This is a genomic window from Sphingobium sp. FG125 (genome assembly GCF_057809795.1).
Genome location: NZ_JBMDKQ010000001.1, coordinates 49,901 through 62,045, shown reverse-complemented (window position 1 = coordinate 62,045; position 12,145 = coordinate 49,901). Strand labels below are relative to the sequence as shown.

General features: G+C 62.5%; 13 protein-coding genes and 1 pseudogene. 9 read left to right on the top strand and 5 right to left on the bottom strand.

Going from position 1 to position 12,145, the window contains the following annotated elements; genetic code table 11:
- Positions 1-21 precede the first annotated feature (21 nt).
- The 9 genes and pseudogenes from ACODSR_RS00315 (at position 22) to ACODSR_RS00275 (ending at position 8,127) form a co-directional block, all read left to right on the top strand.
- Positions 22-499: pseudogene (locus ACODSR_RS00315) on the top strand (A24 family peptidase).
- Between the two features lie 51 nt (positions 500-550).
- The gene (gene cpaB / locus ACODSR_RS00310) at positions 551-1,564 is read left to right on the top strand and encodes a Flp pilus assembly protein CpaB (RefSeq protein WP_489072640.1); all 1,014 of its coding nucleotides are present in this window, start codon (positions 551-553) and stop codon (positions 1,562-1,564) included.
- A gap of 1 nt (position 1,565) precedes the next feature.
- On the top strand, positions 1,566-3,095 hold the full coding sequence (locus ACODSR_RS00305) for a type II and III secretion system protein family protein (protein WP_489072638.1): 1,530 nt from the start codon (positions 1,566-1,568) through the stop codon (positions 3,093-3,095).
- A gap of 16 nt (positions 3,096-3,111) precedes the next feature.
- Positions 3,112-3,756, top strand: a complete 645-nt coding sequence (locus ACODSR_RS00300) for a CpaD family pilus assembly protein (RefSeq protein WP_489072636.1) — start codon at positions 3,112-3,114, stop codon at positions 3,754-3,756.
- A gap of 1 nt (position 3,757) precedes the next feature.
- On the top strand, positions 3,758-5,053 hold the full coding sequence (locus tag ACODSR_RS00295; RefSeq protein ID WP_489072634.1) for a pilus assembly protein CpaE: 1,296 nt from the start codon (positions 3,758-3,760) through the stop codon (positions 5,051-5,053).
- A 53-nt stretch (positions 5,054-5,106) separates the two neighbouring features.
- Positions 5,107-6,105 carry a type II secretion system F family protein gene (locus tag ACODSR_RS00290; protein ID WP_489072632.1) on the top strand — a complete coding sequence of 333 codons (999 nt, stop codon included), beginning with the start codon at positions 5,107-5,109 and terminating at the stop codon, positions 6,103-6,105.
- A 15-nt stretch (positions 6,106-6,120) separates the two neighbouring features.
- Complete coding sequence (locus ACODSR_RS00285; RefSeq protein ID WP_489072630.1) at positions 6,121-7,110, top strand: type II secretion system F family protein; 990 nt, start codon at positions 6,121-6,123, stop codon at positions 7,108-7,110.
- 131 nt (positions 7,111-7,241) lie between these two features.
- The gene (locus ACODSR_RS00280; RefSeq protein WP_489072628.1) at positions 7,242-7,658 is read left to right on the top strand and encodes a DUF2147 domain-containing protein; all 417 of its coding nucleotides are present in this window, start codon (positions 7,242-7,244) and stop codon (positions 7,656-7,658) included.
- A 91-nt stretch (positions 7,659-7,749) separates the two neighbouring features.
- Positions 7,750-8,127, top strand: a complete 378-nt coding sequence (locus ACODSR_RS00275; protein WP_489072626.1) for a SpoIIAA family protein — start codon at positions 7,750-7,752, stop codon at positions 8,125-8,127.
- An 11-nt stretch (positions 8,128-8,138) separates the two neighbouring features.
- Here ACODSR_RS00275 and ACODSR_RS00270 read toward each other — a convergent pair whose 3' ends face one another.
- From ACODSR_RS00270 to ACODSR_RS00250, 5 genes are all read right to left on the bottom strand, one after another.
- Complete coding sequence (locus ACODSR_RS00270) at positions 8,139-8,828, bottom strand: aspartate/glutamate racemase family protein (RefSeq protein ID WP_489072624.1); 690 nt, start codon at positions 8,826-8,828, stop codon at positions 8,139-8,141.
- A 116-nt stretch (positions 8,829-8,944) separates the two neighbouring features.
- The gene (locus tag ACODSR_RS00265; RefSeq protein ID WP_489072622.1) at positions 8,945-10,366 is read right to left on the bottom strand and encodes an NAD(P)(+) transhydrogenase (Re/Si-specific) subunit beta; all 1,422 of its coding nucleotides are present in this window, start codon (positions 10,364-10,366) and stop codon (positions 8,945-8,947) included.
- Positions 10,366-10,650 (bottom strand): proton-translocating transhydrogenase family protein, encoded by a 285-nt coding sequence (locus tag ACODSR_RS00260; RefSeq protein WP_006950157.1) that lies wholly within the window; start codon positions 10,648-10,650, stop codon positions 10,366-10,368. Before ACODSR_RS00260 ends, ACODSR_RS00265 begins: the two co-directional genes overlap by 1 nt.
- Positions 10,650-11,027 carry a hypothetical protein gene (locus ACODSR_RS00255; protein WP_489072620.1) on the bottom strand — a complete coding sequence of 126 codons (378 nt, stop codon included), beginning with the start codon at positions 11,025-11,027 and terminating at the stop codon, positions 10,650-10,652. The genes ACODSR_RS00260 and ACODSR_RS00255 overlap by 1 nt, the downstream gene beginning before the upstream one ends.
- Complete coding sequence (locus ACODSR_RS00250; protein WP_489072619.1) at positions 11,024-12,145, bottom strand: NAD(P) transhydrogenase subunit alpha; 1,122 nt, start codon at positions 12,143-12,145, stop codon at positions 11,024-11,026. Before ACODSR_RS00250 ends, ACODSR_RS00255 begins: the two co-directional genes overlap by 4 nt.

Below are 12,145 nucleotides of genomic sequence, written 5' to 3'. Positions count from 1 at the left end.
TCGGGTCTAGGGTCAAATCCCATGACGGGCGAATATTTCAGGGTGGCGCTGCTATGCGCCCTTGGCGCGCTGCTGATCGCGGCGGCGATCACCGATTTGCGCGCGCGCATCATCTCCAACCGGCTCAATCTGGCGGTCGCGGCCCTCGCGCCGCTCTGGTGGTTGGCCAATGGCTATGCGCTGTGGCCCGACATGGCGGTGCAACTGCTGGTCGGCGCGGCGATCTTCACCCTGTTTGCCGCGCTGTTCGCGCTGGGCATGATGGGCGGCGGCGACGTGAAACTGCTGACCGCGCTCGCGCTGTGGTTCCCATGGCAGGCGGTGTTGTCGCTGGTCGTGCTGATGGCGCTGCTCGGCGGCGTGGTCACGCTGGTGACGGTCATCCACCACCGCATGACCCGACGGCTGGGGCAGCCGGAAATCCCCTATGGCGTGGCGATCTCGCTCGCGGCGCTGTGGCTGCTGCCGTGGCCAACGATATCTTAACCAATTTACGTGATGAGTGAAGCACTGGGGGCAGTGCACCCACTACAGGGAGGCGAATTTCGTCATGGATGCCAAGAAAATCGTGCTGCTGGTTGGAGCGCTTATCATAGCGGTCACTACAGCCTTGCTTGCGCGCAGCATGTTAAGCTCATCCAGCGCACCGCAGGTCAATGCCGCGTCGATGCCGGTGGAGGCTGACCAGCCCCATGTGCTGGTCGCGACCAAGGCTCTGCCGGTCGGCACCATCCTGGACGCGGAAAGCTTCCGCTTTCAGCCCTGGCCCAAGGATTTGATCGAACAGGCTTATTATCTCAAGGGTCAGGCTGATCCAGTAAAGCTGGCAGGCAGCGTCGTGCGCACCGCCATCTCGGCCGGTCAGCCGCTGACCCAGGGCGGCCTGGTCAAGCCCGGCGATCGCGGCTTCCTGGCGGCGGCGCTCGGCGCAGGGATGCGGGCGGTCACCGTCCCTGTCTCGGCGCAAAGCTCGGTCGCAGGCTTCGTCTTTCCCGGCGACCGCATCGACCTGGTCCTGACGCAGAGCGTTGCGGGCGGCGGCGATGGCGAAGCGCTCAAAGTCTCCGAAACCATCCTGCGCAACCTGCGCGTTCTTGCCACCGACCAGCGCATGGATGCGATGGGCGCGGACGGGAAGCCGGAAGTGCGCACCTATTCCAACGTCACGATCGAAGTAACGCCCAAGATCGCGGAAAAGATCGCCGTAGCCCAGACCATCGGATCGCTGTCGATGTCGCTGCGCTCGATCGCCGATACCGCGTCGGACCTTGACGCCGCCATTGCCGGCGCAGACGTTGACCTGCCCGATGGCGCCAGCCCGAACGCGGAAAAGGCGATCATCGCCAAGATCGCGTCGCGCCCCGTCGATCGCGGCTCCACTTATTCAACCGGCGCCGACGTCTCGCGCTACCAGCGCAGCTCGGTCCCGGCCAAGGCCGAAAACCAGGGCAACCAGATGATTGGCACTGGTGCCCAGATCACTGCGCCGGTCGTCGTCAAAGGCCCGGTCATCCGCGTGGCCCGCGGCACCAGCGTGACCGAAGTTCCGGTCGGGGGGAAGTAAGATGAAGTCGATGCTCCACTTGTCCGGGCGCAAGGTTGCCGGACCCGCGATCGCGCTTGGCCTGGCCGTTGCCATGGCCGCAGTCCCCGGAACGGCACTCAACGCCGCCCCCTCCAGCGCGCAAGATAATGCGATATTGATGTCGGTCGGCGGCAGCCGCGTCGTCAACCTGTCGGACAGGATGTCCGACGTGGTGATCGGCAACCCCGAAGTGGTCGACGTCCATGTCCGCTCGCAGAACCAGCTCTACCTGATCGCCAAGAAGGCGGGCGAAACCACGGTGTTCGCCACCGCCCCCAACGGCAAGGTGCTGTTTTCGGGCACGGTCCGGGTCGGCAACAACCTGACCAGCATCGACGACATGCTGCGCCTGGCGATGCCCGGCGCGAACATCGCGGTCAACAAGATGAACGGCATGGTCCTTTTGACCGGCACGATCCAGGCACCCGAAGATGCGGCCGAAGCCGAACGGCTGACGCAGGCCTTTGTCGGCAAGGAAACCACCGTGGTCAGCCGCCTGCGCATGGCAACACCCTTGCAGGTGATGCTCCAGGTCAAGATTTCCGAGGTCGCCAAGGATGTCGGCCACAAGATCGGCACGAATTTTGGCAGCGTCGATAACAGCCTGGGTAGTAAGGGCTTCGTTGGTGGCGGGACCCGCAATTTCTTCAACTATACAAAGCCTGAGATTGATCCGATAACGCAGCTTGTAACAAAGCCTGCGGAATGGGCGTTCAATGCGCCGACGGATGGAGGCTACAGCCTAGGTGGCGTGGCGCGCATTCTGGGTATAGACATTGCCGGTGCGCTGGACCTGGCCGAATCGAGCGGCCTTGCCACCACATTGGCTCAGCCCAACCTGACCGCGCTGTCGGGTGAAACCGCCAGCTTCCTGGCAGGCGGCGAATATCCCTACACGATCAGCAATGGCACGCAGGGCAACAGCATCGAATTCAAGCAATATGGCGTGCAGTTGGCCTTCACGCCGACGGTGCTGGCCGACGGCCGCATTTCGCTGCGCGTCCGCCCGACCGTCTCCAGCCTGGATTTCACGCTGAACGCCAGCGTCCCTGCGCTGAAAAGCCGCACCGCCGAAACCACGGTGGAGCTGGGTTCGGGTCAGGCCTTCATGATTGCGGGCCTGCTCAACAATGAAACCAGCAACGGCATCAACAAGGTGCCGGGCATCGGCAACCTGCCGATCCTGGGCAGCCTGTTCAAGTCGCGCCAGTTCCAGCGCAGCGAGACCGAACTGGTCATCGTCGTCACCCCCTATCTGGTGAAGCCGATGAACGCATCGGACGTGCGCCTGCCGACCGACGGTTTCCGCAACGCCAATGTCGGCCAGGGGCTGCTGCTCCAGCAGGGCAATGACGGGATCAGCGGCAAGCGCGGCGAAATGCCGCGCCGCGCGCCCGGATCACCCACGCCGGTCACCCCCGGCCCGCAGGCGTCCGCCACTGCGCCGGTCGCCACGCCAGGCGCCAAGTCGGGCAAGCCCGGCAAAGCCGCCCCCGGCTTCAGCTTCTGACGGAAGGACCAAAGACATGACCTATCTGTCCGCCAAGACCCTCACGGCCATCGCCATACTGGCGCTGCCGCTCGCCGGCTGCGTAACCGACAGCCCCAACCGCAGCGTCGAATCGGTGCATCAGCCGGTCGTCAGCTACGCCGCCTACACGTTCGACGTGCAGGCCAGCGGCGACGCGCTGTCGGCCTATGAAGCGGGCCGCCTCAACGACTGGTTCGCTTCCATCGGCCTTGGCTATGGTGATCAGGTCGCGATCGTCACGGACGCGGGCTATTACAGCCCCGGCCTGCGTGAGGGGATTGCCGATGTCGTCGCCCGCCATGGCCTGCTGGTCGCCGACGACAGCTCGGCTGCCGCTGGCGACGCGCCGCAGGGCAGCGTCCGCCTGATCGTGCGCCGCGCCACCGCCAGCGTGCCGGGCTGCCCCGACTGGAGCAGCAAGCAGGAAACCGACATGAACCTGGGCGCCACATCCAATTTCGGCTGCGGCACGAACAGCAATCTGGCCGCGATGGTCGCCAATCCCGAAGACCTCGTCCGGGGTCAGGGCACCGACAGCAATTTGCGCACGGCCACCTCGAACCGCGCCATTTCCACCTATCGCGACAAGCCGCCGACGGGTGCTGGCGATCTCAAGCAAATGACGGCGGGAGGCCAGTGATATGAACGCGCCATGGAAACCCGGCCACACCGGCCCGCGTGATCCCTTTCACGCCTTCGTCTGCGACGATCATAGCTATGATCTGGTCCGGTCGGTCTGTGCCGAACTGGGCTGGGCACCGGAAAAGGTGAACAAGGGCGGGATGCGCAATGCGGTCCAGAGCCTGTCGATCACCGCGTCCCCGCAAATCCTGTTCGTCGATATGTCCGAAAGCGGCGATCCGCTCAACGACATTAACAGCCTGGCCGAAGTGTGCGAACCTGGCACCGTGGTCATCGCGGCGGGGCAGGTCAATGACGTGCGCCTCTATCGCGACCTGGTTGCCAGCGGCATTCAGGATTATCTGCTCAAGCCATTTGGCGCAGACCAGCTGCGCGATGCCCTCGCCAATGCGCAGGCCGTGTTCATGGCCCCGCGCGACGCCGCGCCCGAACGCCCGCACATGACCGTCGCGGTCATCGGCACGCGCGGCGGCGTGGGCGCGTCCAGCATCGCCACCTCGCTGGCATGGATGCTGTCGGAAAAAAAGAAGCGCCCGACCGCCTTGCTCGACCTGGACGTCCATTTCGGCACCAATGCGCTGGCGATGGATCTGGAACCGGGTCGTGGCCTGACCGACGCGATCGACAATCCCAGCCGCATCGACGGCCTGTTCATCGAACGCGCCATGGTGCGGGCGAGCGACACGCTGGCGATCCTGTCGGCCGAAGCGCCGATCAGCCAGCCGATGCTGACCGATGGCGGCGCTTTCTACCAGCTGCTGGAAGAATTCCGTCAGGTGTTTGAATGCAGCGTCGTCGATCTGCCGCGAAACATGCTGATCCAGCATCCGCATCTGATGACCGACGCGCATGTCACGTTGGTCGTGACCGAACTGACGCTGGCCGCAGCGCGCGACACCATCCGCATCCTGTCCTGGCTCAAGAGCAATGCGCCGCAATCGCGCGTGCTGGTGGTCGCCAACCGCGTCCATCCCGGCTCGCCCGAAATCAGCCGCAAGGATTTCGAGACATCGATCGAGCGCAAGGTCGACGTCCTCATCCCGTTCGATCTGCGCATTGGATCACAGGCGGCGAAGCTTGGCAAGACGCTGGCGGAAACCGCCAAGGGCAGCAAGGTCGGCGCAGCCTGCATCGCCCTGCTCGATCAGGTGCTGGGCGCGGCGAGTGCAGAAGAAGTTCCTATTGGCGGCGCTGCTGCGCGCAAAAAGGGCGACTCCCTGCTCGGCAAGATCGGCGATTTCCGCAACATGATGCCGTCGCGCCGCAAGGCCAAGATAGCCGCACTGGAAGATTGACCGCGCACGCCGCCTGACCGGGCGGCGGCGTTGACTGGGGAACGGGCGAACAGATGGACGGCAATTTCATCCTGATAGTGGTGCTGGTGGCGACCCTGCTGGGTCTTGCCATCATAGCCTTCGCCGGTCCTTCGCCGGAAAAGGCGCGCAAGCGCCGGGTCGCGATGATCCGGGGCCGCCACAGCGAATCGGCCGAAGCGCTGCTGGAAGCGCGGATGCGCAAGGTGATTTCCAACCGCACAACCGGCGTCGAAGCCAAGATGCTGGTGTCGCTCATCCCCAACCCGGAAAATCTGACCAAGCGGATCAGGATGACCGGCAAGAAGTGGACGCTCAGCCAATATATGACCGCGAGCGCGGGCATATTCCTGGTGCTGTCGGCGTTGCTGATGGTACGTGGCTTCCCCTTCCTCATGGCCGTCATGGTCGGTCTGGCCGCCAGTCTGTTTCTGCCGCACTGGTGGGTCAGCCGCCTGATCAAGCAGCGGATCAACCGCTTCAACGCCAAATTCCCCGACGCGCTCGAATTGCTGACGCGCGGCCTGCGCTCCGGCCTCCCCATCGCTGAAACGCTGGGCATCGTGTCGAGCGAAATTCCAGGGCCGGTAGGCGAGGAATTCAAGCTGATCACCGAACGGATCAAGATCGGCAAGACGATGGAGCAGGCGCTTCAGGAAACCGCCGATCGCCTCGGCACGCCCGAATTCCAGTTCTTCGTCATTACCCTGGCGATCCAGCGGGAAACCGGCGGCAACCTGGCCGAAACCCTGTCGAACCTGGCCACCGTGCTGCGCCAGCGCGCGCAGATGAAGCTCAAGATCCGCGCCATGTCGTCGGAATCAAAGGCATCCGCCTACATCATCGGCTGCCTGCCTTTCCTTGTGTTCTTCATGATCTGCTACATCAACTTCAACTATATGAGCCCCTTCTTCACGCCCGATCCGGCGGGCATTTTCGGGCTTTCGCTGATGCAGGTGATCGGCATCGGGGGTATGTGCTGGATGGCGATTGGCGCCTTCATCATGGCCCAGATGGTCAATTTTGAAATCTGATCGGGGATAAGAGACATGGACGCCCCTACCCCAGCCGGCACGCTTTTCGGCATGACCGCCACCGATTTCGGCACGCTGCTCGCGGCGCTGGCAACGCTCGCCATGCTGTTTGCGCTCTATGCGGTAATGACCGTGCGCGATCCCATGGCCAAGCGGGTCAAGGCGCTGAACGACCGGCGCGAACAGCTCAAAGCCGGTATCACCGCCTCGACCGCCAAGCGCCGCGCCAAGCTGGTCCAACGCAACCAGACGACCGATCATATGCGGTCTTTCCTGTCGAGCCTGAAGGTTTTGCAGGACGATCAGCTCAAGGATGCGCAGATCCGTCTGGCGCAGGCCGGTATCCGGTCCAAGGACATGGCCGTCGCCGTCATTTTTGGCCGCATGATCATGCCGATCGTCATTGGCGGCGGCGCAGCGTTGCTGCTCTATGGCGTGGGCATCGAGCCAGAATGGGGTCCGGTCAAGCGCTTCTTCGCCTTCGCTGTCGCGCTGCTGCTGTCCTACAAGGCGCCCGATATCTTCATCGACAACAAGGTGCAGAAACGCTCCGCCGCGATCCGCAAGGGGCTGCCCGACGCACTCGACCTGCTGGTCATCTGCGCCGAAGCAGGCCTGACCGTCGATGCTGCCTTCAACCGGGTCGCGCGCGAACTGGGCAAGGCCTATCCCGAACTGGGCGACGAATTTCAGCTGACGGCGATTGAACTCAGCTTCCTGACCGAACGGCGCATGGCGTTTGAAAATCTGGCCACCCGCGTCAAGCTGGATGCGGTCAAGGGCGTGGTCACCACCATGATCCAGACCGAAAAATACGGCACCCCGCTTGCCTCGGCGCTGCGCGTGCTGTCGGCTGAATTCCGCCACGAACGCATGATGCGCGCCGAAGAAAAGGCTGCCCGCCTGCCCGCGATCATGACGGTGCCGCTGATTCTCTTCATCCTGCCGACGCTGTTCGTCGTTATCCTGGGTCCAGCCGCCTGCTCGATCAGCACGGCCTTCTGAAAATTTCAGCGCGCCGCGGCCCGCCGCCGTAGCGTTCTGACCCAGTCCGCCCGCTTCCGCCCAAAAAGGCGGTGGCGGGCGTCGTCATTTGCGGCTTATCCTTTCGCAAAAGACATGGAGAAACGGATCGCATGAAAGCTGCAAGCCTTGCCCTCGCCACCCTGATTGCATCCATCGCCCTGCCTGCTTATGCCGCACAACCGGTCACTGGTCGCTGGGCCACGGTCGATGCCAAGGCGATCGTTCAGATCGCCCCCTGCGGCAAAAGCCTGTGTGGTAAAATCGAAAAAATCCTCAAGCCCACGCCGGGCCGCCCGCTGACCGACGTGGAAAATGCCGATCCCGCTCTGCGTTCCCGCCCGTTGCTGGGTCTGCCTCTGCTGACCGGCTTTTCCGACGCGGGCAGCATCTGGAAGGGTACGATTTACGACCCCGAAAGCGGCAAGAGCTACACGTCCAAAATCAGCCGTAACCCCAATGGAAGCCTGAAAGTGCAAGGTTGCATCGCGTTCTTCTGCAAGACACAGACTTGGACGGCAGTGCGGTAGGATCGGCATATCAGCCATATAGCAACGGGCATATACAGCTCGTCCTACAGACATGCTACACAGTATAAAAATCTATAAATGGGAGGGGCCGATGTTTGATTTTTCCTATGATCCAGACGAGAATTTGATACGTCTGGTTCAACAGGGCTATTGGTCGCTGGCCGATTTCCGCGCGTTTGAATCCGAATTCATCACATTGCACATGACTATCCGCAAGGTGCATTGCGATTACCGCGTCCTGGCTGATTGCCGCGATTTCCCGGTTCAATCCCCCGAAATCGGCGAAGCATTTGGGCAATTATTCGCAACGATCATGGCTGAAAGCAAAGGCCGCTATGCGATTGTCGCAAGCTCGATATTGAACAAGCTGCAAGCCAAGCGTACCTTGCCACAGCCCCATATCCAGGTCTTTACCGACCCGGACGAAGCCATGGCCTGGCTGTCCGAGGATGGCAGCCTGCCGGCCTGACGGTCGCCTGCCTATCCCAGGATGAACTCCACCCCGGCCTTCGCATGGATCGACGTGCAGTCGTAGATCGGCAGTATGTTGGCCTTCACATCGACGATCCGTTCCAGTTCAGTGCAGGCCAGCACCACCGCCTGCACATCCTGCTTGGCAATGTCGGTCATTTCCGACTTCATATAGCGTTCGGATTCGCGGCTGATTTTGCCCACGGTCAGTTCGTCATAGACGATGCGGTCGATCCGCTCGGCCAATTCCATGTCAGCGGGCAGCAGCGACACGCCATGCGCCACCAGCCGCTGGCGGTAGAATTTTTCGGTCATGACATTGCGCGTGCCGATCAGCGCGGCTTTTTCGATGCCGTCGGCCTGCATCTTCTTGCCCACCCGCTCGGCGATATGGAGGATGGGGACGTTCACCGCGCCCTGCACCCGATCATAGACGCGGTGCATCGAATTGGCGCAGATCAGCAGCGCGCCCGCCCCCGCCGTCTCCAGCCGCCGCGCCGCCTCGATCAGCACGTTCGCCGCGCTGTCCCACTCTTCATCGGTGGTGCAGGCCGCAACGGTGGCAAAGTCCAGGCTTTCGATCAGCAGCGGCGCGCTATGCTGCCCGCCGCGCGCGCGATGCACCGCCTGGTTGATGATCTCATAATAGCGGGCAGTGGACGTCCAGCTGAGACCGCCGATCAGACCAAGTTTGTGCATTACTACCCCTATTCCGTCATCCCGGCGAAAGCCGGGATCTCACTTCTTCCCTGCTTAGTAGCGAAAGAAAAGAGAGATTCCAGCTTTCGCTGGAATGACGGGCAAGAGAGGCGCGCTTAGTGCGCCAGCCCCTTGACGATTTCCTCGACCATCTTCTTGGCGTCGGCCAGCAGCATCATGGTGTTGTCCATGTAGAACACCTCATTGTCGACGCCGGCATAGCCAGCCCCGCCCATGGAGCGCTTCACGAACAGCACCGACTTGGCATTGGCGACATCCAGAATCGGCATCCCGTAAATGGGCGACGATTTGTCGGTCTTGGCCGCCGGGTTGGTCACGTCGTTCGCGCCGATGACGAAAGCCACGTCCGCCTGACTGAACTCGCTGTTGATATCCTCCAGCTCGAACACTTCGTCATAGGAGACATTCGCTTCGGCCAGCAGCACGTTCATATGGCCTGGCATACGACCCGCCACGGGGTGGATCGCATATTTGACCTTCACGCCTTCAGCCTTGAGCAGGTCGCCCATTTCGCGCAGCGCGTGCTGCGCCTGGCTCACCGCCATGCCGTAACCCGGCACGATGATGACGCTGTCGGCCTGTTTCATCAGGAAGGCGGCGTCCTCCGCCGATCCGCGCTTGTAGGCACGGTCGATCACCGGCCCGCCTGCCCCCGCCGGTCCCGCGTCGGCACCAAAGCCGCCCGCGATCACGCTGATGAAGCTGCGGTTCATCGCCTTGCACATGATGTAGGACAGGATCGCACCCGAAGACCCCACCAGCGCGCCGGTGATGATCATCGCGCTGTTGCCCAGCGTAAAGCCCATCGCGGCGGCGGCCCAGCCCGAATAGCTGTTGAGCATCGACACCACCACCGGCATGTCCGCCCCGCCGATCGGGATGATCAGCAGGAAACCGATGATGAAGCTGAGCGCCGTCACGGTCCAGAATACCCATGGGCTTTGATCGGTCACGAAATAGCCGATCAGCCCCAGGATCGCGGCCAGCGTACCCAGGTTGATCAGGTGACGCCCCGGCAGCATGATCGGCTTGCCCGACATATTGCCGTTGAGTTTCAGGAAGGCGATGATCGAGCCGGAGGAGGTGATCGCGCCGATCGCCACGCCCAGCCCCATTTCGACGCGGCTGGCATTGTGGATCTCGCCGGTTGCAGCATCCAATATCCCGAACGCGCCGGGATTGAGATAGGCTGCCGCGCCAACCAGCACAGCGGCCATGCCGACAAGGCTGTGGAACGCTGCCACCAACTGCGGCATGTCCGTCATCGCGATCCGCCGCGCGATGATGAAGCCGATGCCGCCACCGATGACGATCGCGCCGATGATTTCGGGCAGGCTCACCACATCATGGGTGTAAAGCGTAGTCCCCACGGCAATCGCCATGCCGATCATGCCCATGCGGTTGCCGCGACGGCTGGTCGCCGGGCTGGATAGGCCACGAAGGGCAAGGATGAACAAGACGCCCGCGGCCAGATAGGCCAGGCTCACGCCCCATGGGATCTGTGCGATCTCATGCATCACTTGCGCTCCTTCTTCTTGTACATCGCCAGCATCCGCTCGGTGACCGCAAAGCCGCCGAAGATGTTGACCGATGCAAAGACGACCGCCAGCAAGCCCAGATATTTGGCCGCCGCGCTCCCCGCTTCCGCCGACGCGACCAGCGCGCCGACGATGATGACCGACGAAATGGCGTTGGTGACTGCCATCAACGGTGTGTGGAGCGCAGGCGTCACCGACCACACCACATAATAGCCGACAAAACATGCCAGCACGAAAACCGACAGGATGGAAATAAAGTCCATTAGCTTATCCTCCCCGACCAGTTCTTAGTAGCAACCAAGAGCTGGTCCACACTTATGGAATATTGATTCAACGCATCGTCAAAATGTATCTTATCTTCAGGGCATTTTGCTTCAGGCAGCGTGAGGATCGGCGAAATCGCCCTCTGGCTCTTTTTAGGATTTTGCCGCAACCAATCCGCAAATGGCTCAAGGAGAGCGATCCGGCGATCATCTACCTGCTTCCAACGTGCCTCCAGCTTCGGGTCATGGCAAACCGATAGTCCTGCTTGGGCCGATTTTAAGCCTGACAGTCTTACCGCATCCAACCAAGCATCTTCGCTGGCAACTTGCCCGCTCGGCGCTGCCAATAGCATTGACAGCAATCCGACCGTGATCATCCCAGCAGCCGCTCGTTCACGACCTTGCCGCCCTGTGTCAGGCGGATGGCGTTGCCGATTTCTTCGTCCAGCACCGGCGCACCCTTTTCCCTGTCCCAGAAGGCGGACAGGAAGTTGAACAGGTTGCGCGAGAACAGGGCCGATGTGTCGGTGGCAAGCCGCGATGGCACGTTGCGATGGCCGACAATCTTGACGCCGTGGCGCACGACCACTTCGCCCGCCACTGCGCCCTCGACATTGCCGCCCTGCTCGACCGCCAGATCGACGATCACGCTGCCCGGCTTCATCGACGCGATCTGCGCGTCGGTGATCAGGCGCGGCGCGGGGCGACCCGGAATGAGCGCGGTGGTGATGACGATGTCCTGCTTGGCGATGTGCGACGATATGAGTTCAGCCTGCGCCGCCTTATATTCGTCCGACATTTCCGTGGCATAACCGCCAGAGCCTTCACCCTCGATACCCGCGACCTTCTCGACGAAGATCGCCTTGGCACCCAGCGATTCGATCTGCTCCTTGGTGGCCGCCCGCACGTCGGTCGCGCTGACCTGCGCGCCCAGACGGCGCGCGGTGGCGATCGCCTGGAGACCCGCGACGCCCACCCCCATGATGAACGCCCGCGCCGCAGACACTGTGCCCGCTGCGGTCATCATCATCGGGAAGGCCTTGCCATATTCGCTGGCGGCATCCAGCACCGCCTTATAGCCCGACAGGTTCGACTGGGACGAAAGGATATCCATCGACTGCGCGCGGGTGATGCGCGGCATGAACTCCATCGCCAGCGCTTCATAGCCCGCCGCCGCATAGGCATCGACCCGCGCCCGTTCCCCGAACGGATTGAGGCCCGCCACGATCCACGCACCCGGATTGGCACCCGCTATGCTGGCAATGTCCGGCCCCTGCACGCCCAGGACGATGTCCGCCCCAGCCACCGTCGCGGCCCGATCGGCCACACTGGCCCCGGCGGCGGCATAATCAGCGTCAGCGACAGACGCTGTCAGCCCGGCCCCCGCCTCGACCGACACCTGCGCGCCCAGGCCGATAAATTTCTTCACCGTCTCCGGCGTAGCGGCAACACGGGCTTCACCCGCGGCCTGCTCCTTCAACACTGCAATTTTCAT

Bases quoted from the DNA above. Each gene is read 5' to 3' on its own strand.
- ACODSR_RS00305 (WP_489072638.1), top strand. From the start codon at position 1,566: ATGAAGTCGATGCTCCACTTGTCCGGGCGCAAGGTTGCCGGACCCGCG.
- ACODSR_RS00255 (WP_489072620.1), bottom strand. From the start codon at position 11,027: ATGATCACGGTCGGATTGCTGTCAATGCTATTGGCAGCGCCGAGCGGG.
- ACODSR_RS00260 (WP_006950157.1), bottom strand. From the start codon at position 10,650: ATGGACTTTATTTCCATCCTGTCGGTTTTCGTGCTGGCATGTTTTGTC.
- ACODSR_RS00280 (WP_489072628.1), top strand. From the start codon at position 7,242: ATGAAAGCTGCAAGCCTTGCCCTCGCCACCCTGATTGCATCCATCGCC.
- ACODSR_RS00300 (WP_489072636.1), top strand. From the start codon at position 3,112: ATGACCTATCTGTCCGCCAAGACCCTCACGGCCATCGCCATACTGGCG.
- ACODSR_RS00265 (WP_489072622.1), bottom strand. From the start codon at position 10,366: ATGCATGAGATCGCACAGATCCCATGGGGCGTGAGCCTGGCCTATCTG.
- ACODSR_RS00250 (WP_489072619.1), bottom strand. From the start codon at position 12,145: ATGAAAATTGCAGTGTTGAAGGAGCAGGCCGCGGGTGAAGCCCGTGTT.
- ACODSR_RS00270 (WP_489072624.1), bottom strand. From the start codon at position 8,828: ATGCACAAACTTGGTCTGATCGGCGGTCTCAGCTGGACGTCCACTGCC.
- ACODSR_RS00290 (WP_489072632.1), top strand. From the start codon at position 5,107: ATGGACGGCAATTTCATCCTGATAGTGGTGCTGGTGGCGACCCTGCTG.
- cpaB (WP_489072640.1), top strand. From the start codon at position 551: ATGGATGCCAAGAAAATCGTGCTGCTGGTTGGAGCGCTTATCATAGCG.
- ACODSR_RS00295 (WP_489072634.1), top strand. From the start codon at position 3,758: ATGAACGCGCCATGGAAACCCGGCCACACCGGCCCGCGTGATCCCTTT.
- ACODSR_RS00275 (WP_489072626.1), top strand. From the start codon at position 7,750: ATGTTTGATTTTTCCTATGATCCAGACGAGAATTTGATACGTCTGGTT.
- ACODSR_RS00285 (WP_489072630.1), top strand. From the start codon at position 6,121: ATGGACGCCCCTACCCCAGCCGGCACGCTTTTCGGCATGACCGCCACC.